26 protein-coding genes and 1 pseudogene are annotated in these 24,808 nt (G+C 45.8%); 15 read left to right on the top strand and 12 right to left on the bottom strand.

Annotation, left to right across the window (positions count from 1 at the left end; translation table 11 throughout):
* Nucleotide 1 precedes the first annotated feature (1 nt).
* The 3 genes from MKX46_RS10490 to yunB all read left to right on the top strand — a co-directional run bounded on the left by MKX46_RS10490 (nucleotide 2) and on the right by yunB (nucleotide 2,790).
* Nucleotides 2-838: a carbohydrate ABC transporter permease gene (locus tag MKX46_RS10490; RefSeq protein ID WP_340933131.1), complete on the top strand. Its 837-nt coding sequence runs from the start codon at nucleotides 2-4 to the stop codon at nucleotides 836-838.
* An 83-nt stretch (nucleotides 839-921) separates the two neighbouring features.
* Complete coding sequence (locus tag MKX46_RS10485; protein WP_029518192.1) at nucleotides 922-1,854, top strand: aldo/keto reductase; 933 nt, start codon at nucleotides 922-924, stop codon at nucleotides 1,852-1,854.
* A 126-nt stretch (nucleotides 1,855-1,980) separates the two neighbouring features.
* The gene (gene yunB, locus MKX46_RS10480) at nucleotides 1,981-2,790 is read left to right on the top strand and encodes a sporulation protein YunB (protein ID WP_165148474.1); all 810 of its coding nucleotides are present in this window, start codon (nucleotides 1,981-1,983) and stop codon (nucleotides 2,788-2,790) included.
* 46 nt (nucleotides 2,791-2,836) lie between these two features.
* On the opposite strand, the gene MKX46_RS10475 is transcribed toward yunB, so the two are convergent.
* Nucleotides 2,837-3,943 carry a M23 family metallopeptidase gene (locus MKX46_RS10475; protein WP_340933127.1) on the bottom strand — a complete coding sequence of 369 codons (1,107 nt, stop codon included), beginning with the start codon at nucleotides 3,941-3,943 and terminating at the stop codon, nucleotides 2,837-2,839.
* A 246-nt stretch (nucleotides 3,944-4,189) separates the two neighbouring features.
* Between MKX46_RS10475 and lipA the strand changes: the two genes are divergently transcribed.
* Nucleotides 4,190-5,092, top strand: a complete 903-nt coding sequence (lipA, locus tag MKX46_RS10470) for a lipoyl synthase (protein WP_029518195.1) — start codon at nucleotides 4,190-4,192, stop codon at nucleotides 5,090-5,092.
* A 24-nt stretch (nucleotides 5,093-5,116) separates the two neighbouring features.
* Nucleotides 5,117-6,031 (top strand): YutD-like domain-containing protein, encoded by a 915-nt coding sequence (locus MKX46_RS10465; protein WP_341071230.1) that lies wholly within the window; start codon nucleotides 5,117-5,119, stop codon nucleotides 6,029-6,031.
* A gap of 58 nt (nucleotides 6,032-6,089) precedes the next feature.
* Here MKX46_RS10465 and MKX46_RS10460 read toward each other — a convergent pair whose 3' ends face one another.
* Together MKX46_RS10460 and ylbJ are read right to left on the bottom strand one after the other, a co-directional pair.
* Complete coding sequence (locus MKX46_RS10460; RefSeq protein ID WP_013372943.1) at nucleotides 6,090-6,893, bottom strand: NAD kinase; 804 nt, start codon at nucleotides 6,891-6,893, stop codon at nucleotides 6,090-6,092.
* Nucleotides 6,894-6,959: 66 nt separating this feature from the next.
* Complete coding sequence (ylbJ, locus tag MKX46_RS10455; RefSeq protein ID WP_341071229.1) at nucleotides 6,960-8,255, bottom strand: sporulation integral membrane protein YlbJ; 1,296 nt, start codon at nucleotides 8,253-8,255, stop codon at nucleotides 6,960-6,962.
* Nucleotides 8,256-8,666: 411 nt separating this feature from the next.
* Between ylbJ and MKX46_RS10450 the strand changes: the two genes are divergently transcribed.
* Nucleotides 8,667-9,044: a globin domain-containing protein gene (locus MKX46_RS10450; protein ID WP_029518198.1), complete on the top strand. Its 378-nt coding sequence runs from the start codon at nucleotides 8,667-8,669 to the stop codon at nucleotides 9,042-9,044.
* A gap of 21 nt (nucleotides 9,045-9,065) precedes the next feature.
* A complete protein-coding gene (locus tag MKX46_RS10445; RefSeq protein WP_049817024.1) occupies nucleotides 9,066-9,797 on the top strand; it encodes a DUF2225 domain-containing protein in 732 nt (243 codons plus the stop codon).
* Nucleotides 9,798-9,885: 88 nt separating this feature from the next.
* On the opposite strand, the gene MKX46_RS10440 is transcribed toward MKX46_RS10445, so the two are convergent.
* Both MKX46_RS10440 and MKX46_RS10435 read right to left on the bottom strand, forming a co-directional pair.
* Nucleotides 9,886-10,122 carry a hypothetical protein gene (locus MKX46_RS10440; protein WP_029518200.1) on the bottom strand — a complete coding sequence of 79 codons (237 nt, stop codon included), beginning with the start codon at nucleotides 10,120-10,122 and terminating at the stop codon, nucleotides 9,886-9,888.
* Nucleotides 10,119-10,289, bottom strand: a complete 171-nt coding sequence (locus MKX46_RS10435) for a YycC family protein (protein WP_014277894.1) — start codon at nucleotides 10,287-10,289, stop codon at nucleotides 10,119-10,121. The genes MKX46_RS10440 and MKX46_RS10435 overlap by 4 nt, the downstream gene beginning before the upstream one ends.
* 97 nt (nucleotides 10,290-10,386) lie before the next feature.
* On the opposite strand from MKX46_RS10435, the gene MKX46_RS10430 reads away from it, so the two are divergent.
* Both MKX46_RS10430 and MKX46_RS10425 read left to right on the top strand, forming a co-directional pair.
* The gene (locus MKX46_RS10430) at nucleotides 10,387-12,174 is read left to right on the top strand and encodes a M3 family oligoendopeptidase (protein WP_029518201.1); all 1,788 of its coding nucleotides are present in this window, start codon (nucleotides 10,387-10,389) and stop codon (nucleotides 12,172-12,174) included.
* Nucleotides 12,175-12,434: 260 nt separating this feature from the next.
* On the top strand, nucleotides 12,435-12,836 hold the full coding sequence (locus MKX46_RS10425; RefSeq protein WP_013311862.1) for a hypothetical protein: 402 nt from the start codon (nucleotides 12,435-12,437) through the stop codon (nucleotides 12,834-12,836).
* 143 nt (nucleotides 12,837-12,979) lie between these two features.
* Here MKX46_RS10425 and MKX46_RS10420 read toward each other — a convergent pair whose 3' ends face one another.
* Together MKX46_RS10420 and MKX46_RS10415 are read right to left on the bottom strand one after the other, a co-directional pair.
* A complete protein-coding gene (locus tag MKX46_RS10420; RefSeq protein ID WP_013311861.1) occupies nucleotides 12,980-13,216 on the bottom strand; it encodes an alpha/beta-type small acid-soluble spore protein in 237 nt (78 codons plus the stop codon).
* Nucleotides 13,217-13,306: 90 nt separating this feature from the next.
* Nucleotides 13,307-14,272, bottom strand: a complete 966-nt coding sequence (locus tag MKX46_RS10415; protein ID WP_029518203.1) for an aldose 1-epimerase — start codon at nucleotides 14,270-14,272, stop codon at nucleotides 13,307-13,309.
* A 454-nt stretch (nucleotides 14,273-14,726) separates the two neighbouring features.
* On the opposite strand from MKX46_RS10415, the gene trpS reads away from it, so the two are divergent.
* Nucleotides 14,727-15,716, top strand: coding sequence for a tryptophan--tRNA ligase (gene trpS / locus MKX46_RS10410; protein ID WP_029518204.1), 990 nt, complete (start codon nucleotides 14,727-14,729; stop codon nucleotides 15,714-15,716).
* A gap of 43 nt (nucleotides 15,717-15,759) precedes the next feature.
* On the opposite strand, the gene MKX46_RS10405 is transcribed toward trpS, so the two are convergent.
* Complete coding sequence (locus MKX46_RS10405; RefSeq protein ID WP_165179068.1) at nucleotides 15,760-15,927, bottom strand: hypothetical protein; 168 nt, start codon at nucleotides 15,925-15,927, stop codon at nucleotides 15,760-15,762.
* Nucleotides 15,928-16,048: 121 nt separating this feature from the next.
* Here MKX46_RS10405 and MKX46_RS10400 point away from each other — a divergent pair, with 121 nt between their 5' ends.
* On the top strand, nucleotides 16,049-16,270 hold the full coding sequence (locus tag MKX46_RS10400) for an alpha/beta-type small acid-soluble spore protein (RefSeq protein ID WP_013311857.1): 222 nt from the start codon (nucleotides 16,049-16,051) through the stop codon (nucleotides 16,268-16,270).
* Nucleotides 16,271-16,525: 255 nt separating this feature from the next.
* Here the strand turns inward: MKX46_RS10400 and MKX46_RS10395 are convergent, their stop codons facing one another.
* Nucleotides 16,526-17,509: a metal-dependent hydrolase gene (locus tag MKX46_RS10395; RefSeq protein WP_039272715.1), complete on the bottom strand. Its 984-nt coding sequence runs from the start codon at nucleotides 17,507-17,509 to the stop codon at nucleotides 16,526-16,528.
* A 203-nt stretch (nucleotides 17,510-17,712) separates the two neighbouring features.
* On the opposite strand from MKX46_RS10395, the gene cyoE reads away from it, so the two are divergent.
* On the top strand, nucleotides 17,713-18,657 hold the full coding sequence (cyoE, locus tag MKX46_RS10390; protein WP_013311855.1) for a heme o synthase: 945 nt from the start codon (nucleotides 17,713-17,715) through the stop codon (nucleotides 18,655-18,657).
* A gap of 89 nt (nucleotides 18,658-18,746) precedes the next feature.
* On the opposite strand, the gene MKX46_RS10385 is transcribed toward cyoE, so the two are convergent.
* From MKX46_RS10385 to MKX46_RS10375, 3 genes and pseudogenes are all read right to left on the bottom strand, one after another.
* Nucleotides 18,747-19,091, bottom strand: a complete 345-nt coding sequence (locus MKX46_RS10385; protein WP_029518206.1) for a toprim domain-containing protein — start codon at nucleotides 19,089-19,091, stop codon at nucleotides 18,747-18,749.
* Between the two features lie 166 nt (nucleotides 19,092-19,257).
* A pseudogene (locus tag MKX46_RS10380) lies at nucleotides 19,258-19,326 on the bottom strand (YjcZ family sporulation protein); the annotation flags it as partial.
* 184 nt (nucleotides 19,327-19,510) lie between these two features.
* Nucleotides 19,511-20,680: an MFS transporter gene (locus tag MKX46_RS10375; RefSeq protein ID WP_029518208.1), complete on the bottom strand. Its 1,170-nt coding sequence runs from the start codon at nucleotides 20,678-20,680 to the stop codon at nucleotides 19,511-19,513.
* Nucleotides 20,681-20,903: 223 nt separating this feature from the next.
* Between MKX46_RS10375 and MKX46_RS10370 the strand changes: the two genes are divergently transcribed.
* Genes MKX46_RS10370 through MKX46_RS10360 form a run of 3 tightly spaced genes read left to right on the top strand, consistent with a single transcriptional unit; the run spans nucleotide 20,904 to nucleotide 24,656 of the window.
* Nucleotides 20,904-21,386 (top strand): hypothetical protein, encoded by a 483-nt coding sequence (locus MKX46_RS10370; protein WP_029518209.1) that lies wholly within the window; start codon nucleotides 20,904-20,906, stop codon nucleotides 21,384-21,386.
* A 16-nt stretch (nucleotides 21,387-21,402) separates the two neighbouring features.
* Nucleotides 21,403-22,554 carry a transglutaminase domain-containing protein gene (locus MKX46_RS10365; protein WP_318627989.1) on the top strand — a complete coding sequence of 384 codons (1,152 nt, stop codon included), beginning with the start codon at nucleotides 21,403-21,405 and terminating at the stop codon, nucleotides 22,552-22,554.
* Nucleotides 22,555-22,574: 20 nt separating this feature from the next.
* On the top strand, nucleotides 22,575-24,656 hold the full coding sequence (locus tag MKX46_RS10360; protein WP_341071228.1) for a peptidoglycan D,D-transpeptidase FtsI family protein: 2,082 nt from the start codon (nucleotides 22,575-22,577) through the stop codon (nucleotides 24,654-24,656).
* The last annotated feature ends 152 nt before the right edge of the window (nucleotides 24,657-24,808 follow it).

Genomic DNA, 24,808 nt, shown 5'->3' with positions numbered 1-24,808 from the left:
GATGAAAAAACGCGGTTGGAGTTGGAGCAGGAATTTACTCTACACAGTTCTCATAGTGGGCTCCCTGTTTTGTATGTTTCCTTTTTACTGGCTGGTGCGAAGCTCCATGATGGATTTAAGTCAGATTTTTTTGATCCCGCCAAAATGGATTCCAGAGCCTTTTGTATTCGAGAATTTTTTACAGCCGTTTGAAGAGTTATCCTTTGGGCGCTATTTTGTGAATACATTTATCGTCGTTGCGGGTACTTTGGCAGGTGTACTTCTGTCGAGTACCATTTCTGCCTATAGCTTTGCACGAATGAGATGGAAGGGAAGAGATAAGGTATTTGCTCTATTATTAAGTAGCATGATGCTTCCGTTTGCAGTCACGCTGATTCCGTCGTTTATTGGTTGGCAGGCATTAGGCATGGTTAATTCGTACGTTCCATTGGTATTACCTTCGTTTTTTGGTGGAGGCGTTTTTAATATTTTTTTGCTAAGACAATTTTACATGACTCTACCACGAGAACTGGATGAAGCTGTATTTGTGGATGGAGGCAATCATTTTACGATTTTTACCCGTATTATTTTGCCTTTGTCGAGGTCGGCGATTTTGGTCATTGGATTATTTACGTTTCTGAACACATGGAATGATTTTATGGGGCCGCTGGTTTACCTTAATGATGAGAGCAAATTTACGTTGGCGATTGGGCTGCAGCAGTTTCAGGGAATATATTCAGCTCAATGGGGCGTTTTGATGGCCGCTTCTTTAATTGTTGTCTTGCCTGCTATTATTCTGTTTGCCATAGGACAGAAGTATTTTATGGAAGGGATTGCCTTGACGGGGATTAAAGGATAAGAGCAACTGCTAGGTACGCACTTTGCTTTTTTTGGAATTTAATATTAAAATGGAAGTAACTTTCGAAAAGGAGATGACGTGAATTGGCAGAGCAAGTGCGTCTTGGTAAAACAGATTTATATGTAAAACCAATCGGTTTGGGTGCAAATAAGGTGGGAGGACATAATCTCTTTTCCGATTTGAACAATGAAACGGGCAAAGAAGTCGTTCGCACAGCTTTGGACAATGGCATCAACTTTCTGGATACGGCTTTTATTTATGGACCTGAGCACTCGGAACGATTAATTGGTGAGGTATTGAAAGAGCGTGGTCAGCGTGATAAAGCTGTTATTGCCACGAAGGGTGCACACAAATTTGTGAACGGAGAGATTGTTTTTGACAACTCGCCTGCTTTTTTACGAGAATCCGTCGAATCTAGTCTGAAAAGATTGCAGACCGATTATATCGATCTGTTCTATATCCATTTCCCCGATGAAGCTACGCCGAAGGCAGAAGCAGTCGGAGAACTGAAGAAGCTTAAGGACGAAGGCAAAATCAAGGCTATTGGCGTATCTAACTTTTCCATTGAACAACTTAAGGATGCGAATAGCGACGGTTATGTAGATGTGCTCCAATCCCAATATAATTTGTTTCAACGGGAAGCTGAGAAGGATCTGCTGCCTTATACCAAGGAAAATGGCATTTCGTTTGTGCCTTATTTCCCGCTAGCTTCAGGATTGCTGGGTGGTAAGTATACGAAAGACATGACCTTCACGGACATCAGAGCGAATAATCCACTGTTTCAGGGAGATACATTTGCTCGTAATTTGGACAAAGTGGAGCAGGTACGGGAGATTGCCAATGCGTTGAATGCAGAGGTTGCTCACGTAGTGCTCGCATGGTATTTGACACGCGATTCAATTGATGCCCTCATTCCAGGTGCGAAGGGGCCGGAGCAGGTGCTGGCGAATCTGAAAACGCTAAATGTCCAATTGAGTCAGGCTGATATCGAAAAGATTGACCACATTTTTAAATAATGAGTGCACCTGAAATTTGCAATTGTATATGTATTCCATCTAGAGAAGCTGCCGGACGGGCAGCTTCTTTTTCGTCCCTTCCTTGCATATCCTTGTAGGGTAAGTTCAACGCTGCGGGGGGATCGGATGATGAGAAGACCGCAATGGCACAGCGCGCCCAACAGAAGGCGACGCGGCAGACGTAGAGTATTTTTGATTGTGGTACTGGCGCTGCTGGTAGGAATCATACAGGTGGCTGCTTATGTGGAGCAGCATTTGAAGCCGCCTATGATGCATCTGGCAAAAGTGCGGGTCAAACAAATGGCGACGGAGGCTATTAATTCAGCAATTACAGCACAGGTAGAGCAGGGGAAGACAGCTGATAATTTGATCGAATGGAGAACGGATGCACAAGGAAGAACCTCCGGCTTTGTTCTGAATTATGCAGAGCATATGAAAATTACGTCAGACACGCTCAAAGCAGTTAAGGCAACGATGGACAGCATGAGCCATTTTGATGAAAGCGTTCCGATTGGTCAGGCATTGGGCAGTCCATTGTTGGCAGCTTATGGCCCCAAGATTCCTCTAAAGGTGGAGCCGCATGGAGCGATCAAGGTGGATTTAAATACGCGGCAACAGGATGCGGGCATAAACATGATCTTGGTTGAAGTGTATATTCGGATTACGACGGAAGTGTCTGTGGTTATACCGTTTGAGATGCAACCTCAGATTGTGGAGACGGAAATCCCCGTTTCTTATTTGCTGGTGGTGGGCAACGTTCCGATGTACTACTATGACAATCAGGGAAAACCAGTAGGTAAAAATGGTGCAGCCGCTCCGCAGTTGGCGTTGCCTCCCCATTCCATAGAGAGTAGCGGCGCTATAGATTCCAGCATAGTAAGTGTTCCAGAGGTACAGGAAGACCCAAACTCCTCTAGTCAGCCCCCAACGCCATAGAGCAGAATGGAGTGACGTGAGTTGCTCTGGAAAAATAAAAGGGACCCTATGAGGAGGTCCCTTTTGTCTTTCCTTTTTTGAGCGCTTTGCGTTCGGACTGCTCCCACTGTCTTAATAACGGATACGGGTCAAAGGACCAATCTGCCCAGCCATTGTCCCGATATATACCATAGTGCAGATGCGGTGGAAACTTGCCTTGGGTACCAGGTTTTCCATAGCCCGAGCTTCCGACCCAGCCAACCGTCTGGCCAGGTGTAACGACGTCTCCGTTGTGAACGGTTTTGTCAAAGCCGGAAAGGTGCGCATAGTAGTGATAGCGGTTGTTGAGATCTCGGATTCCGATGCGCCATCCTCCAAAGGGATTCCAGCCCTTCATTTCAACTACACCGTAGCAGGTACTGCGAACTGGAACTCCGTAGCCAGCAAACAGGTCAGTTCCTTCATGTATACGGTAGCCCCCCCAGCTGCGACGGCTTCCCCATGTGCTGCGGTAGCTATAAATGCTGCCTAAGGGAAGGGGGAAAGCTTGGCTGACCAGATCCAGCTTGCCATACGTCCGATACAGCTTGGCAAACTGCTGAACTCTTTGAACTGCGCGGCTGTTATGGTAATATTCCCAAACGGCAATACCAAATTCATCCTCGTTGTTTCCATACTTTCCGAGATAAGATGCGATGCTGAACAGCAGATCCTTGTCATTATTGCGGTCAGCAATTCCATCACCCGAACCGTCTTGTCCCAGCCCGGAAAATAGTTCTATGGAACGTGGATTTTGATCCTCCGAATCAGGGTTCATCAAGCCGGACCAGATCGGTCCCGTAACGAAAATACCTATGGTTCGTTCTGCATGCTTGCGATCTTTGGGATGGGCCACCGTAAGTGTACGTTCATACTGATCGATGGCGGCCAGCCTGTACCAAGGGACTCCTGTCAGGGCTTCGATGGAACGATATAAAGCAAGCCTGGAAATATACATTGAAGACTGTGCATGTTCAGCATCTACATTAACTGTCAGGCTGCTTCCGGCGGACGAGGATTGTAAGTGATTGGCAAAGGCATGGGCAGGAAGCGGACAGGCCGTTGTCAGTGTAGCAGCGCATATCAGCAGCGATAACAGACGAACAGCGCGGGCTGTCCGCGTAGGGTAAGGCACGTGAACCGACCTCCTTTAGAAGGGCTTAACCGCCCAGTAAATTCTAGACCCTATTCAATAGCGTGAATAGGGCGCTTTTGTTTAGATTGAGCCATATCCGCCGCTTTTATCCATATAAAAAGTTTACTTTTTTCGGCATCAATGTCATATCAAAAAGGGAACAATGAATGGAGGTTTTTCCATGGCTTTCATGTTATAATGTATGACAATGACAGCTTAAGCTTATCAGAAAGAAGGTCTATGCCATTGTCTAGAAAAGAGAAGGAAGCTAAGCCCGACTGGATTCGTATTAAACTTACGACAGGCGATAACTATCAAGAAATCAAGAGCATGATGCGTTCCAAGACATTACATACCGTATGTGAGGAGGCACGATGCCCTAATATATATGAATGCTGGGCCAATAGGACAGCTACATTTATGATTTTGGGTGATATTTGTACGCGTGCGTGTCGTTTTTGCGCAGTAAATACGGGATTGCCTACGGAACTTGACTTGCAGGAGCCTGATCGCGTCGCGGAAGCGGCTGGGAACATGAATTTGAAGCACTGTGTCGTAACCAGTGTGGCTCGCGACGATTTAAAAGATGGGGGCGCTACTATATTTGCAGAAACGGTTCGTGCGATTCGCGGCCGGTTACCTTTGTGCAGTGTAGAAGTATTGATTCCCGATTTTATGGGCGATATTGAATCGCTGCGAATCGTCATGGATGCCAAACCAGATATTCTGAATCATAATATTGAAACGGTGGAGCGCATGTCCGACAAGGTTCGGGCTAAAGCGAAATACCGTCGCTCTCTGGAGCTGCTTCAACGTGCGAAGCAATTAAATCCGGCTATTCCAACGAAATCAAGCATCATGCTAGGTGTCGGAGAAGAGTGGGACGAGATCTTACAAGCCATGGATGATCTGCGTAAAGTCGATTGTGACATTCTGACAATTGGTCAATATTTGCAGCCGTCCGAGAAACATTTATATGTGCAAAAATATTATCCACCGGAAGATTTTGCGAAGTTAAAGGAAGAGGGATTACAGCGGGGATTCAGCCACGTTGAATCTGGACCGTTGGTCCGCAGCTCCTACCAAGCGCATGAGCAGGTGAAGTCAGCCGCTCAGCATAAGGAAGAAAGCGCCCTTTCGCAGGCTTGATCCGGGAAAGGCGGTCAGAATAGCTTGTTTCAAATCGGTGGTAAAAACTATGAATTGTTGCAGGATCACAAGAACGGATGGAATCCCGAAGCGTTTCGTGATCGGTATAGTGAAGTGCTGGATCGCTATGATTACATTATTGGTGATTGGGGTTACAATCAGCTGCGTCTGAAGGGCTTTTATCGAGACGGTCATCCCAAAGCAAATAAGGATACATCTATAGGGGTACTGGACGATTACATTAATGAATACTGCAATTTTGGCTGTGCCTATTTTGTGCTGCAAAAAAGCCGTGAAGTGGTTAATAAAAACGGCGTCAATGATGAAATCGTTGCTCCAGATATTCAGCAGTTGGTAGATGCTCAAAGGGAACAAGCGGGAACGTTAGAAACCGAAGAGCAGCAAGAAGTATTGCAACATACAGCTGGAGAACAGGAGTGGCCGCAACCACAACAGGATTCCACAGCTACGGAGGAATCGCGAGTGGAGCAGCCTCGAGAATTCCGAGAACCACGCGAGTTGCAACGTCGGGAACCGAAGGATGCCCAGGAAGTACGTGAGCGACAGCCGCGTGAAGCTCGTGAAAGTCGTTCATCCAGAGAAGGACGTGAAGGAAATCGGCAACGTGAGCCACGTGAAGCACGTGATTCGCGCCAGCCAAGAGAACCACGTGAAGCAAAGGATGGACGCAATCCCGGTGAAGGGCAGCAAACCCGCGAACCGCGTAGACAGCGCAATCAGCAAGGAAATTTCGATAAAAAGGAATCACGTGGACCACGCTATGAGCGTCAACCAAAGGAAAACCGGGAGGGACGGCAAGTTCGTGTCTCACGTGAACCTGAGGGCCAGCGTCAGACCCATCCAGCTGCTAAAGCCGAAAAAACTGAGGGTAGTAAAAAGAATAAAACATTTACTGCTCCACAACAAAACGGTTCCTGAATTTTCAGGAACCGTTTTGTTTGTAAAAAAAGAGCCAGAGTCGGCTCTTTTACAGGTTCTAATTAAGAAAGGCGTTGCGTACTCGATCCCAAAATGGGAAAGGACGGTAACGAGCGAAGCTGATCTTCTGACTTGCGACCTGACATCGAACAGAGATTAAGTCATCCACAGGAAAGTTCAGGTGATCTACTGTCAATAAAAGGCGCTGATCTTTCCGTGAAAAAATATCACAATGATGATGTTTGGGCAGTAGCAATGGCGATCCCAGTGTCCGATATACGCGGTTATTAATGGAAGCGATCTCAGTCAATTGCAATGCTTCAATGGTGGGGTGAACCATAGCTCCGCCAAGTGCTTTATTATAGGCGGTCGTCCCTGAGGGGGTAGAAACACATATACCGTCACCGCGAAACATTTCAAAGGTGATATCGTTAATATCTACTTGGGCAACGACAGTGCCATCCACCCCTTTTAACGTAAACTCATTCAAGGCAATAAAAGAAGCATTGCCTGATTTCTTGTGAATTTCCAACTCAATCAGTGGATACTTAACGATTCTCGGGTTAAGCGGTCCCTCAGATCCGCTTTGGCTCATCAGGTGGATTAGCTCCTCCAGCTCGTCCGCACGCCAATCGGCGTAAAAGCCTAGATGACCGGTATGTACACCAACAAAGGCAATATCCGGAATGCGGTCGATGAAGGTATGAAACGCATGAAGCATTGTACCATCGCCTCCAATAGACACGACGATTTCCGGCGATTCGGCATCCAGCTTGAAATTCTTTTCTTGGGCAAGACGGTGAAATTGCTGACTCAAGTCCATGGAGTGCTGATCCCCGCGATCCAGAACATAATATCTCAAGATGAAAAGCTCCTTTGTCATGGGTATATATCGATCATAATCAATTATGAGCAAGAACACAATCGTTCATTGCCTGTGTGTTCTTCTCAAACGTACGTATAAGCGACGGGTACCCACACTCAACCATGAGAGACTAAGCATTCCAGCCAGTATAAAGCCAAGAAACAGCAGACTTTGCAACAGCATGGCGGACGAGAAGCCAGGGGACCATACGATGTCGTATATTGGAAAAAAGACTGGAAAGCTTCCCTGTCCCATCAGAGGCTGCCATAACACGAGAGCGAGCAGTGCCGAGATGAAGCCGTGCGCAGCCCGGGCCAACAAAAATGGCATATAACGAAGATCCGTCATATTTAAAATACTTGCAACCTGCGCATGAACCGATAGCCCGCCCCAGGAGAGCACAAAAGCGGCTGCGGCTACCTTGAATGGTATCGCTGCCGTGGCTTTACCTGCGGCCTGCGCTCCTAAAGTGACTTCGAAAATACCACCCACGATGGACTCCGTTAACGTAGGAGGAAGACCACATGCAGTCAAGAGGTTTGCCGTAAGCAGATGAAGCCCGCTCATTAAACCGGAGTTCGTCAAAGCTTCTAAAATGACGCAGAAGAATACAACTAGCCCTCCTACGACAATAATAAGGCGTAGGGAGGAAGTAATCGCCTCACGGAGTAACTCACCCAATGGACGACCATCTTCCAAACGAGCTGTATGCATGGCATATAATGCTTGGCGTAGGGGTCCAGGCTGTCTATTGCGACCAGCAGCTTTTGTATTTGTGGACTTCGACCAGGCTTTTGGAGTAGGTTGAGGGCGGTCGCTGCGAGTATCTGTTTCCCCTGAACGGGAACCGTGGAAGCGCATAAGTAGCCCGATGATGAGCACACCACCATAATGAGCCGCGCCCAGTACGAGTGCAATTTCTGGTTGATGGAAGAAGCCAACGGAAACCGCACCGATCAAGAATATCGGATCAGAGGAAGTCGTAAATGCGACCAAACGCTCTCCTTCAATGCGTGTGATCCATTTTTGCTCCCACAGCTTGGCTGTTAGTTTAGCTCCAATCGGGTAACCGGATGCACAGCTGACCGCAGCGACAAAACCTCCACAGCCAGGTACACGGAATAGAGGCTGCATCAGCGGATCCAACAGCGCACCTATGAAATGAACAATTCCGAAACCGAGGAGAAGCTCGGAAATAACGAAAAACGGGAATAAAGACGGAAACAGCACGTCCCACCAGATGGCAAGCCCCCGAAGCCCGGCATTCAGAGAAGATTGCGGGTATACAGCCATAAGTATAAATAGGAATAGCAGTGAAAGGATGAGCAGAGGAAGCGAGTAACGACGGTATAGCGACATAGAGGCCCCTCCTTTGGAGTTGTACTATTATACCTATGTCGGGGATGGACAAAGAGTACAAAAAAATAAAGAAAACGGTTACATTTGTTGCTGTATTTTTGTAAAGAGTATGTTAAAATAGGAAAACAACGATCCATAACCTTAAGGATGGAGTGATCAGGATGAGTATCGTTGCCGGTCTGTTCGTATGTGCTTTTGTGTATGTTATTCGTGCCTCTCTCGTCCATTCCGGTGAAGAGGATTGGCGGAGTTATTAATTGTATTTATAGAATGACGAAGCTATGTGCAACGAAGCACATCCTCTTCATATGTTAAATTGATAAAATGACGCTTATTTTTAGCGTCATTTTTTGTTTTTTGTTATAATACGGGTGTATATTTATTACCATAGCACAGAAAGTTGGAGGAAAAGTGAACCCTAGCCTGAGCATTTATGACAACCTTGGGGGCGCGGAGGGTATTCGTGCTATTATTGAGGCCTTCTACCCGAGAGTTTATAAAGATCCGTTGTTAAGTCCCCTGTTTCCTAAAGACATGGAACCGGTTAAGGAAAAGCAGTTTATGTTCCTGAGCCAGTTTTTTGGAGGACCGTCCCTTTTTTCTGATGCATATGGTCATCCAATGTTACGTGCGAGACATATGAAGTTTCCCGTAACGGAGGAGCGAGCAGAGGCATGGTTGTCTTGTATGGCAGGTGCGTTAACGGATACGGGCATTGAGGAGCCGCTTCGTTCCATCATACTTAACCGTTTGTCTGGTCCTGCGCATCATTTTGTAAATACCCCGTAAGCTTGCGGGGATTGCCGAATTTTGGAGAGGGTTGTAAAAACATTGGAACTTGAACCGTTATATCAGATTAAAATCACCTGCACACATTGCGAAGAAGAATTTCAGACATCCCGTGTCAGACCAAGCCTAAAGAAGGCCATTCGTACGGATTCAGATTTTTGTGCTTATTATAAGAATGAAAATCCGGATTTTTATGTCGTAAGGGTCTGTCCTCATTGTGGGTTTACCTCGACAGAGCACTCTACCGTTCAGTTAAGCGATCAGCAAACCAAGATTTTTAGAGATAAAATCGGTAATCGCTGGCAGTCTCGCGAATATGGCGGGCATCGTAGCTGGGAAGAGGCATTAGAAACGTATAAACTGGGTTTACTCTGTGCCCAGGTCATCGGAGAAAAGGAACGCGTAGTAGCCAGTCTATTACAGCATATCGCATGGATGTACAGATACCAGGGAAATGAGGAGCAGGAGCTTCGCTTTCTCAAATTTAGTCTGGATTCTTACGTTCGGGTTTATGAGCTGGAGGGTGTCGGGGCGAATAATGCCAAACTGCTGTATCTGATTGGTGAATTGCATCGACGTACAGGGAACTTTAACGAAGCGGTACGCTGGTTTTCGCGTGTCATTAATGACAAAAAGATTATGGATGCAGCCATGATCCGGGCTTCCCGCGAACAGTGGTCTGTACTGCGAGAACAAATGATGGCTAAAAATTTCCAACTGCCGGAGGAAATGCAAGACGCAAGCTCCTCCTGAAGAAATAAAGGTGTGCACTATGGCCGATTTAGGCTCATGGTTCACACCTTGTTTGTAAAACGGGTTATATTCTCTTACAACTCATGAATTAATGATGACGCAATGTGGTATCTGACAGCAAATAATCGTCATCACAATCCACTAAAGTAACCTTGTTATGGCAACATGGAAACACAAGCAGCTTTTTCATACCTTCGTGTATGAGCTTAAGTTCTTTAGGCTTCAGGGGCAGCAATACATTATCCTGGTCGCAAAACGGACAAGACTGTACATAAACGTCTCCCATGACGATGTCATAAGGCCAGGTTTTATGAAAAGGGATCATGATTTGTCCGATTCTCCGCCGTTCGGGTCAGCGGTTTCTTCTTTAGCCAGTTCGGCCAGCTTTTGCATCAAAATGTGCTGGGGTGTATGCATAAGGTGTTCCAGCGGAATACCGAGCTTTTCGGATAATTTCACAGCCGTTTCCGGCGAAATTTGTAAGGGTCTCATTCTGTTTTCCTCCCAATTGTAGTGATTTACTATCACGATGTAGCTTTATTGTATACGAAACCACATGAATTCGCCAAAAAAGAAAGGTGGAACTATTATGAAAACACCGTTAAAGCAAACATGGGATCTGGAATCTATTTTTAGCGGAGGGTCTTCCTCTGCCTCATTCCATGCATTTTTGGAAGAATTGGAAAGCAAGGTCCAACAGCTGCAGTCCCAGCTTAAAGCAGCTAAAGTACCACAAACGGTATTGGATACCGAGCGTCTGGATAGTGTATTGAGTAGCATCCAGGAGCTGTTTAATGGCGCGTCGCAGGCGGGTTCCTTTGTCTCTTGTCTAACTGCTCAAAACCAGCACGACAAGCTGGCTGTTCAACTGGGGGCGCGTGTCAACACGCTGTATGCCCAAGGGAAAAGTGCTTTAGTATCTTTCCAGAACTTGCTGGCACAAACCAGTGAAGACATTTGGCAGAAATGGATGGAGCGCGAAGCTATCCAGCCGATTTCTTTTGTCCTGAACGAATATCGGAACGAAGCACGTGAAAAAATGGCTCCTGAGCTGGAAAGCCTTGCATTGGATCTGGCAGTGGATGGCTACCATGGATGGGGCGACTTCTATGATACCATTGTCAAAAATATGACGATCCCTGTACCAGAAAATGGCGAGATCGTAAACCTGTCTGTAGGTCAGGCAGCTAATAAGCTGGATGAAGCAGATCGCAGCGTACGTAAAGATGTGTTTGCACGTTGGGAAGAGGCATGGGCTCAGGTAGAGGACTATTGCGCGGATACATTGAATCATTTGGCAGGCTTCCGTCTGAAGCTATATGAAAAACGAGGCTGGACAGATGTGCTTAAAGAACCGCTGGAAATCAGCCGTATGTCCGCACAAACGCTGGATACGATGTGGCAGGTTATTAATGAAACAAAGCCTATTGTAGTTAAATACTTGGAGCGGAAAGCAAAGCTGCTGGGCTTAGAGAAGCTGTCCTGGCATGACGTTGAAGCTCCGCTGGGAACATCAACCACTAAAATCCCATACGACGATGCTGCTGTAACGATTGTTGAGCAATTTGGTAAATTTAGCTCGAGAATGGCTGACTTTGCCCAAATGGCTTTTGAGAAAAGTTGGATTGAAGCAGAGGATCGTCCTGGCAAACGTCCGGGTGGTTTCTGTACATCTCTGCGTCTAAGCAAAGAGACCCGTATTTTTATGACCTATGCCGGATCACCATCCAACGTTTCGACACTGGCCCATGAGCTCGGACACGGTTATCACCAGCATGTGATGAATGAATTGCACCCATTGAATCAAAATTATGCCATGAACGTAGCTGAGACGGCGTCGACGCTGGCAGAACTTATTGTATCAGATGCTTTGCTGGAAGCTGCCGAGGGTCAGGAGAAGGTAGCTTTGCTGGAGGATAAAATTCAGCGTGGTGTAGCCTTCTTTATGAACATTCATGCCCGTTTCCTATTTGAAACCCGTTTTTACGAGTTGCGGAAAAAAGGAGTCGTAGGAGCACAACAATTAAGCGAGTTGATGGAACAAGCGCAGCGTGAAGCGTTTAGTGGTATCCTGGATGAGGCTCATCCTCATTTTTGGGCATCCAAGCTGCATTTCTATATTACGGACACTCCTTTCTACAACTTCCCGTACACATTCGGGTATATGTTCAGTGCAGGAATTTACGCTTTTGCGAAGGAAAACCCTGACGGCTTCGCCGACCAATATGATGCCTTGCTGCGTGATACAGGTCGCATGACAGTCGAAGAATTGGCTTCCAAGCACTTAGGTACCGATTTAACACAGGCTGACTTCTGGCGTAATGCTGCGCAAGTTACTGTTCAGGATATTGAGCAATTTTTACAAATGACAAAATAACGGATTTACACTTTTGAAAGGTCTCCTATAAGGGAGGCCTTTTTTGTAATTTTTACAGAAGATGATGAACAAAGTCGCAAAATGTCGAAGTGTAATTAACATTACCTGTTGGCGAAATTTAAAATGATGGATATACTTAGAAAATAGTTATAAATACCCAATTATGTTGGTTTTGATTGTAAGGTTAAAAATCTTCGCATATAATTGAGCCGTAAGACCTATTAATTATTTTGGACAAGGTATATAGGAGGGTTTTTGTAATGGATGAAGTAGGTCAATTGTCGTTGGCAAGGCAGATGGATATCGTTTTAAAAGAACTGGATAATGAACTGGCGGGTTTGTCGTCAGGCATCGTATTTGTACAAATACGTAACAATGTAGTTGGGAAGTTTGGGATTCGCCATAATCCGCTTGCAGGTAAGGGTGGCACGTTTGCAGCAGTAGAACCGGGGTTATCAGCAAAGCATCGGGAGGATTTTCGGCGTATGGCCCTAGAAACGCTAAATCATAAGCGTAGCTGGACTCATGGTGAGATTGCTTTCGATTTTGCTATCAGACAAGGAACGATTTTGGTAGATGCAACACTGGAGTCCAACTACAACATGGCGAATCTCATGATCCGCTACAACAAGCCTACATACCGAGCGGCTAATTCGGAATAATCATCAATATGAGGATTTTGCAAAATCCTAATTTAAAAAAGAGAAAAGGCGGCCTTCCTAGGGAAGACCGCCTATGTTATATGCCCGTTATAACGCATTTTGGTAAATTACGATGAACGGATGCTCATGTGGAATAATGACGCTTATTGACCTGAACGTCCTGATAATTGCTGTTCGGCCAGCTGTACCAAGCGTTTAGTGATATAGCCTCCCAGAGAACCAGCTTCACGGGATGGCATGTCACCGTAGTAACCGTCTGCCGGAATGGTGATGCCCAGCTCTTGTGCAGCTTCATATTTCAATTGTTGCAGTGCGTTGTTGGCTTGAGGAACAACAAGGTTGTTACTGCGACGACTTCTGCCTTGATTAGCTTCATTCATGTGTAGTCACCTCCTTCGGCTGTGATGAGGTTAGTATGCGACAGAGTTATGAAAATATGCGCCGAAGGAAGGAAAGTGACTAGAGGGAAATTACGGATATATGATATGAATCTGAGTTTTGAGATCGATGGATTGCTTAGGCTCCAGACGGATCAGCCCGCCTCCTTCAACAGGATCAGGTAAATTAGGAGCATCTGACAGCCAGGTATAAGGCTCAATGCAAAGATACTGATCGCATTCACCTTTGGTGTATAACACCCAATACTTAAAGTATTGCTCATCTGCTGTGTAGCGGATTTGATAACCATCATCACGAGTCAAAAGAGCTACAGCAGGGCCTTCCGTTGCCCGCAGCAACGTATCTAGATTCGTTCCTTTCAGAGAAAGACCCGAAGAGAGCTGTTCCAAGTCATTCAACGAAGTAATGATACCTGTAGGTAGCTGTTCAGCATCCTGTTCATATACGCCGTTTACAGGTAGCTTTAGGCGCCAGCGCTCAGGTTCTCCGTCCACCATAAACCAAGTGTGATATCCCAAGCCAAATGGGGCTGCTTTTTCACCCAAATTGGTTACGCGCAGTGTTTGACTTAATATAGCACCCTGCAAGCGATACGTCATCTCCAGACGCAAAGGAATGGGGAATTGTTCCATCCAGTGCGGATCACTTTCTGTCAAAAGCTCGGTAGTGACACTGCAACCTTCTTCATCCTCTTCAATATCACTGCAGCGCCAGGATTGATTACGATGCAGACCGTGTATATGGTTGTCATTGGCTGTATTTCGGTCGAACTGGTAAGGAACACCGTCAAACTCAAATTGTCCTTTGCGAATTCGGCCAGGAGGAATCAAAATGGGCAAGCCAAAATGATAAGGCTTTTGTAAATAAAAAGCCAATTCTTCCTCACCGGGCCGACGTACGATATCCCTGTCGAGCTTCAGATCACGCACTGAGATAATATTATTCCCGAGGCGAGGGATCATCGTAACTTCCAGTTCACCACTATGTAAAACATACGTGTCGTAACCGTTCCAGTGTTCTTTGGTCACTTGTTTCATATCCATGCTCCTTTGTCCACTATAATCGGTTGAAGCTTCGTGTCATTATGATAACAGATTTTTGATCGTAGGGCACAATCGTCATTTGACAATAACATTATGCGGAATTATCATTAATGTAGTTTAGAAAGTAATGACATGGATAACGCGATGATGAGGACAAGTAAGCTTTCGCATAAGCTCTTCAGAAAGCCGGTGGTGGATGGGAACCGGTGAGCCTGCATTGCTGAATGGACCTTGGAGTGCCGCACAGAACAGGATTTTACAGTCCTCAGTATGACGGCCGATTGCTCCCCGTTAACGGAGCTTTAAGATTGCAATCAGTCATGGCGCATAGCTCCGATAAGCAAAGGCTGACGGCAATGAATAAGGGTGGTACCACGGTCTCGCGTCCCTTGAGGATGCGGGGCCTTTTTGCGTTCTGAAATATTGAAATAATCGGAGGAGGAAGAATATGAAAACTGTACTTTCAGGTATTCAGCCTAGCGGACAACTTACTTTGGGCAACTACATTGGTGCAATGAAAAACTTTGTCAAATTGCAAGAGGATCACCAATGTTACTTTATGGTTCCAGATCTTCATGCGATTACCGTACCGCAGGAACCAGCTCAATTACGCGAGCAGTCGGAGGCGGTAGCGGCATTATTTATTGCAGCGGGTATTAACCCAGAGAAATCCAACGTCTTTTTACAATCCCATGTTCCTCAGCATGCTGAGCTGGGATGGTTGATGACAACACTGACGAATATGGGCGAGCTGGAACGTATGACTCAGTTTAAGGACAAGGCTGCTGGCAAGGATTCCGTAGGAGCAGGGTTGTTCGTATATCCGTCGTTGATGGCAGCTGACATTTTGCTCTACAACGCGGATCTCGTCCCGGTGGGCGAAGATCAGAAACAGCATCTGGAGCTGACACGGGACTTGGCTGGCCGCTTTAATCATCGTTATGGAGATTATTTTACAATTCCCGAGCCGTATATCCCTGAAGTAGGGGCGAGAATTATGTCCCTGGATGATGCATCCAAAAAAATGAGCAAGAGTAATCCGAATGCAGGCAGTTTTATTGCGCTACTGGACGAACCGAAAGTCATACGCAAGAAAATCAGCCGCGCTACGACCGATTCTGGCAGTGAGGTTAGATATGATCTGGCCAATAAACCTGAAATTAGTAATCTAATGAGCATTTACAGCCAGTGTTCCGGTTTGTCGCTCCAAGAAGTGCAGGATCGTTATGAAGGCCAAATGTACGGGACATTTAAAAAAGAACTGGCAGAGACGGTTGTGGCTATGCTTGAACCGATTCAGCAACGCTATCGCGATATCCGGGAATCTGGTGAAATTGGACATATTTTGGCCCAATCCGCAGAGCGTGCACAAGAAGCTGCTGAAGTCACGCTGTCTGCGGTCAAAGAGCGCATGGGCTTTCTGCCACGTCTACGCTAAAGCATATTGAGGCGAAACGAATTAGGCCTTTTATAGGATTGGATTAGGAGCGGCGTTGTCGGGCTTTGACCACGAAACCCCAGCCGATATTGCCGACAGATAATAGCCCCAGTAGAATGGCAAGCCATGCGGAATAACTGATGGCTATAGCGGCTGCCGTCAGCAGGACAATGGATGAAACGGCGAACCATAGGGATAAACCTTTGCTCATTGGTAAAAACCTCCAGTGTTCGAATGTTGAATTTCAGGAATAAGTAGTTGTAAGCGAGCCATAATAATCTTGCAAGCTTGCAATGAACCTCACTCACAAAGAACTGAAAGGAGATTCAAATATGAGCAGACGTCGTTCAAACAACCTGCAAGTACCGCAGGCCAACGCCGCTTTACAACAATTAAAATATGAGGCAGCTCAAGAACTTGGCATCACCATCCCTCAGGACGGTTACTTCGGTAATGTTGTTTCCCGCGAAACAGGTTCTCTTGGGGGATATATTACGAAAAAGTTAGTCCAACAAGCAGAACAATCCTTGTCGGGCAGCAGCCGTTTGCAGTAATACACATAAACACTCCATCTTGGAAGCTGTATTATGAGCAACTGTCATGAAGAAAATCCGGAGCGATCATGCTCCGGATTTTTTTTACGCATGGCTTATGACCATTGTGAATCACGCAAGTCCGCTTCGTCAAGAGGGCGCTTTCATGAGATGTGATTTTTGGCGCGAATGGCCAAAAAAACAGCAAGCTCCCAGATTAAGGGGGAACTTGCTGTTTCTTGTTCATACGGCTGGTTGTTAGCTTGTAAGCAGATTTTAATTCGTATGCAGGGAAAGGCGTTTTTGCATCTTTTCGTCACTGAGCCATCCGATATAACTGTTGATCAGCCCGAACTGCTTATCCATCGCGACCACAGCCACGAATGGATATTGCCTCCGGTGTCGATACCTCACGTCTCCCCATCGCACAATGTAGCCCCATTCCAGTTCTTCCACCTCGGCAACAGCAAAGGAGGAGAAATAGCGAAATGCCTGCACATCGCGATAGGATTTGGATGCTTCTACGGCAGGATGTGTGGATGGAATTGCGTGTTTCGTCCAAAATAAGTGCGAGCCATTTAATCCGCCAATGTCATAACTTCCATTCTGATGAGCTTTTACCACATGCCACCGGTTCCATGATACGGTGGGAATGATATAATAATTATCGCCCTCCTGACGCTCGTTGTCCATATTACGTACCGCTTTTCTGGTTATAAAATGACTCCAGGTTCGCCAAATGTAATACAGGCCAATAATGACGTACAGCGTAATAAATAAGGGAGCGGGTGGAATCAATCCGGTGATCCACAGCATAATCGCAGCAACATGGGTGCCAAAAATAAAGGGATCAAAAATATGGATGATATTCCAAGATATCCACTTGTTTGTAAACGGCCGGAATGCCTGTGTTCCGTACGTATTAAATAAATCTGTGAATACATGCAGGCAGACGGCAATCGTTACCCATAATGCTACATGACCTGGGGGCACATCTCTGAAGATCAGGCAAATTAGCCCTGTTATGGACAAGATCCATATCAACCAGAAGGGAATTGAATGCGACAGTCCACGGTGATTGCGAATGTAGGCTGCATTATTTTTCAACCGAAGCAAAGTGTCAAAATCCGGAGCTTGTGACCCTACAACTGTAGCGAGCAGCACCACTGCGGCCAACTTTGGATCTCCGGCGACGACAGGGTCAGTGTAGGCTAGACCGGCCAATCCGATTCCCATGACAAAGTGTGTGGCTGTATCCATATCTGTCGCTCCTTTTGTATTGTTTCCTGTACTTATTACTACCCAAATTTACTGTAAACGATCAGCAGGGGCGATTTGCCATCGGAATTGTGAACGTTTTGTGCGTTTTCTGTCAAACTTTTTGGGGTAGGTATATGATAAAATTTATATCGGAGTTCAACTTACTCCCGAATTCATACATCTCTAAGGGGGAGTTACTCACAATGGATAATATAAGTTATAAGACTTCTTCGGATGCGGCTACCTATTCTGTAAAATCTAAACCACCCGGCAAAGCGGGCACTTGGAAAGATTTTATTACAGTTACCAAGCCAGGCATCCTTCGTACCAATCTGGTTGCAGCCTTTGGTGGTTTTTGGTTAGCATCGCAATGGGACGTTGACTATATAAAGCTAATTCTTACACTTTTAGGTACAATGCTGGTTATGGCATCTTCGTGTGTTTTTAACAACTATTTTGACCGTGAGCTGGATTTGAAAATGGAACGTACACGTAATCGCTCACTGCCAACAGGGCGTCTGACCCCTACAACGGTGTTGTCATACGCTATTATTTTGGGTGTTGTCGGGTTAGCTGTTCTATTCTTCTTCTCTGGTGTAAAGGCAGGATTACTGGGATTACTTGGTATGTTCGTCTACGTCGGTATTTATACACTTTGGTTAAAACGTTCATCTACATGGAGTACATCCATCGGCGGTATTTCTGGTGCAATGCCTCCTGTAATTGGTTATGTGGCCGCTTCGGGTCGTATTGATATGGGCGCTTGGCTTTTATTCGCTCTCCTGTTCTTATGGCAGCCGCCTCACTTCTGGGCACTTGCTATTCGCAGAGTTGAGGAATATCGCGCAGCAGGATTTCCGTTGTTGCCAGTCGTAAAAGGTATCCATCGGACCAAAATTCAGATGATTCCTTATATTGTATTGCTGATTCCGGTACCCATCCTTATGTATGCTTATGGATATGCCGGTATGATTTTTATGATCGTGTCCGTGTTACTGTCCGTGCTGTGGGCATTCTATGCCTTTAAAGGTTTTACGATTAAGGAAGAAGAAACGGATTCCTGGGCCAAAAAAGTATTTTTCTTTTCCATTAACCATCTGACACTCAGCTTCTTGCTGATGATCGTCGATACGGTTCATAAGTTCTAATGTCATTTTAGAGGCATTTTATAGTACACCATATAGCTGTCCAACAGGCATGAAAGCGGCCTGAGGACAGCCTTTTTTGTTATTCAAGACTAAAGAACAGGTGGCGGGTATATAATGTATTCTTCCAATCCTGCTTTTTCCAATTGAGCGATCACATATTCGTCTGGAGTCCCTTCTACGCCAGCGTATCCTTTGCGGGTATACATATGGTAGGCATCTGGAAAAGAGTCTGCAAGCACACCCCTTATTTTTTTCCCTGAGCTGTCATTGTCCATAAATAAATATATTTCGTCGTGCTTGGCTCGCTTGTGGAGGGATTCCAGTTTTATAGAGTTTAGTGTGCCGAAGGTGCATAAAATGTGAACCTCCGGGTCAAGTAATCGGCGAAGTTTGCTGCGGTCATTTTTCCCTTCGACGATCACGGTTATCGCCATTTAAGCTCACCCCTTGTCTGATACATATGCTCGAAATTCCCCGGGAAATGAAGAATATGAGTATAGTGTAGCTCCAAATAGGGTTCTCATGCAAAAAATAACAAAACAGCCTGCCAGAAGTGGCAGGCATGGGTACAAGGGGCAACATGTTAGGGCAATTTAGACATTAAAACCAGCAAGTACGGAGAATGATGACGAGCAGAATATAAAGAACAAGAATGGTGCCAGTTGAAGTTCCAAAAACAGGGCAAGGGCTTACAGGATGACAGTGGCTCACAGGCTGCACCTCCCTTTATTAGTGAATGTTCAGTCAAAATAGTCTATGTGGATAGGGGTATAGTGTACTGTGCATCTGCCCTCTGGAACGGCATTTTGGGCTTTAAAGATAGCATTTTAGCATACCCACTGCCTCAGACTAGCTAGGAATGATAAGGTCCTGTGGCAGACAGTGGCGGTGTCGGAGATATGCGCTTAACGGGAACGAATAGCAGGCCAGCCATCAGAATCAGAAATGCGATAAAAAAAGGGGATATGTGATCCGGAAGCTGACCCGCCAGTACAGGCCCGGCAAAGGAGCCGATTGACGTTGCAATGGATTGCAGGGCAAAGGTTTTGCCCAATCGAGCACCTCCAATTCGTATGAAGAGAGAGGCCAGCGCTGGAAAAATGATGCCTTTGGCTGTTCCCAAAATAAACAGGATGATGCCTATTGTCGCTTCGGGCGTGGTGGCGAGTGCATAGAAGCTTAAAGACATCAGAATAATGCCACAAAGTAGCCTGACCATCGGTGAATATTTGTTCAGAAAAAGCAAACTAAGCGTACAGAGTGCTCCCAAACTGATGATGGAAAAAAGCAATCCGGTGGACATCATGGACGCAGAACCGTTATTTCGTAATGGGATCTCATAAAATAAAATGCCTTGTGCGCACGCCAAAACAAAAGGTAAAAGCAGGTAACGCCAATTGAATGGTAACCGCGTCTGTGCTGCCGAGAGTGGAGCAGGTGTCGTATGACCATCAGATAATTGGGCCTGCGGAGCGGGTGCTTTTTTGGGTAAGGTGAAATAAGCCATAAGCCCCGTGATTACGAGAATGATGCCAAGGGAACTAAATGTCTCGCTAAAGCCAAAACTGGCTACGATAAATGCGCCTGCGGCTGGAGACAGAACAGAGGCCAACGTATGGACGACACCATGCCCCGACATATATTTACCCTGCGTAACCGGATGATCAGACAGTTGCGCCAGCATGGCCAGACAGGCTGGAGATAAAAAAGCCAACACATAGCCACTAATCGCACGCAGAAAAAGTAATTCCCACGGTGTATGGATGTACGATTGAATGATCAGGATCAGGCCTGCAGCTGTCAGGCTGAACATAATATATCGGCGACTGCCGTGTTTGTCGACTTTGGGACCTGCCATCAAATTGCCAGGCAGGTGAGTCAGAGAGTAAATCCCCATCATCCAACCGATAAAGGTAGGAGCTGCCCCCAGAGAGATGGCGAATGGCGTCAAAATAGGATATTGCGCATGCAGATCAAAAAAGGCAATGAATAAAAAGAGATACAGCCAGAGGGCTGTTTTCATGTGAATGACCCCCTTTCCCTAATGTAAACTTTCATGTTACTTCGTATTGGCCCTTCCTAAGTTGTACGCTGGATTGGACGAACATAGACCACTTTGTATGGACAAGAATTGAAAGACAAGGTATGTATAAGACCTAAGCTGACAGGACATTGCGTAATCATGTATAATTACAGAGACAATTTTGCAATTCGAATCATGTAGTTGAAAACGGGAGTGTAGCGAAATGGATAAGGGCGTCTGGAGAGAGTTTTTGGAACATAATTGGCAGATTGTTCAAGATAATTGGCTGTATATATTAATTGGGCTTGTCCTATTGTTAGTCATATTGAAGGTTGTAAGAACTCTCATAAAATGGCTGATTGTCATCGTCGTAATTGCAGGCTTGCTTATCTACAGTGGCATTTCCTTTGAACAGGTCGGCAAGGTCGTTACTCAGGCAAAGGATGATGCGATTAACAAGGTTCAGAGCGAGGCCTTGAACATGATGATCAAAGAGGGACGGGATGCCCAATACACATCCAACGCGGATGGTACGTTTTCGGTAACCAGCTCCAACTTGGAAGTGAAAGGTCCATTTGATGGTGACAAGGTCAAGGTATGGTTTCAGGGGATGTCGCTGGGCGAGTGGAGTATGGGCGATACCGTCAAGAAATATATCGAAGGTGCAAAAGGCTCGGCTGTAACACAGTCGCCACAGTCGCCGTAGAGACAGGAGGAACACAATGAAACCATCCTGGCTGGAGCCTATTCTTCATTGGAATGGCGTGACGGTGTTTTTAATTGTCATTGTACTGCTGTCGTTGATTCAGGGCTGGAGACGAGGAGCTTCCAGATCTGTAGGGGCGCTGTTTAGTCTTATTGTGGATGGCATACTGACTGTAGCGGGTATTTTGTGCTCGCTCGGATTAGCCATGTGGCTTTCACCGAAGGTGCAACAATGGCTGGCAGCTTACATGGAGCATTTGCCACAGCGAAAACTAAGCGGGATTGAGCAATTTTATTATACGCTTGTGGCGGGGATAGAAGGTTTTCCGCTGCTGCGATTCGCCGTATTGTTCATGCTCAGTTATGCTATTGCCCAGTTTATACTGCGTGCCATTTATGTGTTGATGGTAGGTGGAAAATCAGATTCCTCTCTCCATGAGCATCCCCAAAAATCGGGCTTTTTCAGCAGGGTGGCAGGGGCTGGAATAGGTACTCTTATTGGTGGAGCTCGCGCCATGATAATCATAGCCCTGCTGTTCATAGGCGTAAGTCTGTACCCAGACAGCGGGTTTAGCAGCTACGTACAAGCTTCACCGATTTATAAGCAAGGTGCGCAATCGGTCATTGAGCCGTTGTCGGGGACTCTGATTAAGGATAAGCTGCCCGTATTTACGCAGGCTGTTACCAAGGAATTGAATGGTATCATGCAGCGCAAATATGAAATAATCGACCGGGACATTCCAAGCGATATCGTTCAGGCAGCGGCCAAGATTACAGAAGGGGCTAGCGGTGACGAGCAAAAAGCTAGAGCGTTGTATGAATGGGTAGGCACCCGTATTAGCTATGATTACAGTAAGGTCGAAGCCTATGAGCAACGTGGTGACTGGCATGAACAGACTCCCAGAGATACGTTTGATACACGTAAAGGAGTGTGCATTGATTATGCCCGCCTTTACTCAATGATGGCTCGTTCGCAGGGGCTACAGGTCAAGGTTGTAACAGGCCTTGGGTACAACGGACAGGGAGGATACGGGTCCCATGCCTGGAATGAGGTATATTTGAGCGGACAGAATCAGTGGGTACCGCTAGACCCGACCTGGGCGCAAAGTGGGGACTGGTTTAATCCGCCTGGTTTTGCCCAAACACATATCAAGGATAAAGTGATTTAAGAAGGAGTGGAAAAGGGCACATGAGAAAGATGGACAACGAGCAAGGAAAAGACAATGAGACATCCGACCGAAAAAGATTTAGCTTCCGGATCAATCTGTTCTTTTTCAGCTCGTTCATTATATTTACAGTCATCATTGTAAGATTGGCGATACTTCAATTCGTGGATGGACCTCAGCTCAAGCAGCAGGAGGCCAGTAATGTTACCAAAAATGTACCACTTACGCCGATTCGCGGAACGATTTATGATTCAACCGGACAGAACAGGCTGGCATATTCTACACCAGTACAGTCGCTCTATATAACGCTCTCCAAGAATTACAGTGATGGTATGGAGCAGTTGCGTAAGCCTGATAAAAAGCTGTTGCCTGAGCTGGAAAACATGACACAAAAGCTGGCAAATCGATTTGCACAATATGGTAATAAAGATGAGCCGAAAATGACGGCAGAACAAATTATGGACGCTATGGATCGGAACTATCAGCGATTTAGCGGTTTTACGCCGCGTTTGATTAAAACGAATCTTAACAAAGATGAAGTGGCCTATTTTATGCAGCATAAGAGTGAGTTTCCGGGCGTAGATGTCGTTGAGGAAACGGTACGCCATTATGATCCTGATACGGTAGCTGTCCAAACGGTTGGCTACATTAAAAGCTATAAAAGTGCGCGTGAAACGTTGGCTAAATATAAAAACATCCAAAAATCCATGTCAGCTGAAAATGATCCGGGCCTCATTTATATGGATAATGAATCTGTTGGCTTTGATGGACTGGAATTTCAATATCAGGAACAGTTACGAGGGAAAAATGGTTATAAAACGGTCCCGATTGATCCGCGCAATATGCCTGAAGGCGTAGATTCTGTTACACCTCCGCAAAAAGGGGATAATGTCTATTCCACGATTAACAAAGAAATTCAGGTGAAGACTGAAAATGCTATTATGGATCAATTGAGATGGCTTCATACACACGCTGTATCTGGCAGGACTCATCCTTATGCTAAAACAGGCTTTGCTGTGGCTATGGAAGTGGATACAGGAAATGTGGTGGCGATGGCTAGTATGCCGGATTATGATGCGAATTATTGGCAAACGGGTACGATTTCAAAAGACAAATATGAAGAAATAAAACATGTGTATCAAAATGCTACAATTAAGAATGTTGGCTCAGGCCAATCTGGACAGCACCCAGATTCTACCGTGCTTCTCGGATCAACTATTAAACCGCTGTCTGTTCTTATTGGATTGGAAGAAGGACTGTTTACAACAAATACGTATTATCAAGACACAGGAGCAGCCTATTTCGGACGTAACAACTCTGCACGGGTGCGGAACTCATCTGGTCATGTGTACGGTTCAATGGACCCGGCTACCGCTATACGTCATTCCTCTAATGCTTTCATGGTCGATATGGTTGGCAAGCGCTTATATAATAAATACAGAAATAATGCTACAGAAGACCAGGGCGTTAACGTATGGGATCGTTATATGAAGGAGTTTGGATTAGGTGTTTCTACTGGAGTAGACTTGCCCGGTGAGTTCAAGGGGCTTTTAGAATATACGAAAAAAGACGAGTCAGCCCTCTCCAAACTGGCATATGCTTCCTTTGGTCAACAAGGTAAATATACACCTATGCAACTTGCCCAGTACACAACAATGATCGCTACCAAGGGTAAACGGATGGAGCCGCATTTGGTCAGTCAAATTAAAGATACCAACGGCAATGTAGTTCAAACAATTAAGCCGAAGGTGCTGAATGAAGTGAAATTTCCGGATGCATACTGGAATGAAGTCATACGCGGGATGGCAACAGATGTCAGCGCATTTAAAGGTTTCCCTTATGACTTTGCTCGCAAAACAGGGACATCGCAGCAAAGCGTGGGCAGAGAACTAAAAGATAACGGGGTATTTATTGCCTTTGCTCCACGTCAAAATCCCAAACTTGCAGTAGCGGTTGTTATTCCTGAAGGGGGCTTCGGGGCCTGGAGCGCCGGACCTGTGGCACGTAAAATCTTTGATGCCTACGACGAAGTTTATGGATTGGACGGGGTACCTAAGAAAAAGGATGCCACAGCAACCGATCCTAACGCAACCCAACAGCCATAATCATTTTATATGATATCATTTCATGAAAGCTTCTCTTAGCCTTTGGGCTGAGGGAAGCTTTTTTATGTTTTTTCTACGTTTTCTTACAAAATTGTCATCTCGGAATTCATCGTTTATGGCTTTGGATATGGTAGGATCAGGAATATGCCCTA

The sequence above is a fragment of the Paenibacillus sp. FSL P4-0113 genome, assembly GCF_038009305.1.
GTDB classification, from domain to species: Bacteria; Bacillota; Bacilli; order Paenibacillales; family Paenibacillaceae; genus Paenibacillus; species Paenibacillus polymyxa_D.
Note: the sequence above shows the minus strand (reverse complement) of the source record. Positions and strands in the feature narration are given on the sequence as shown.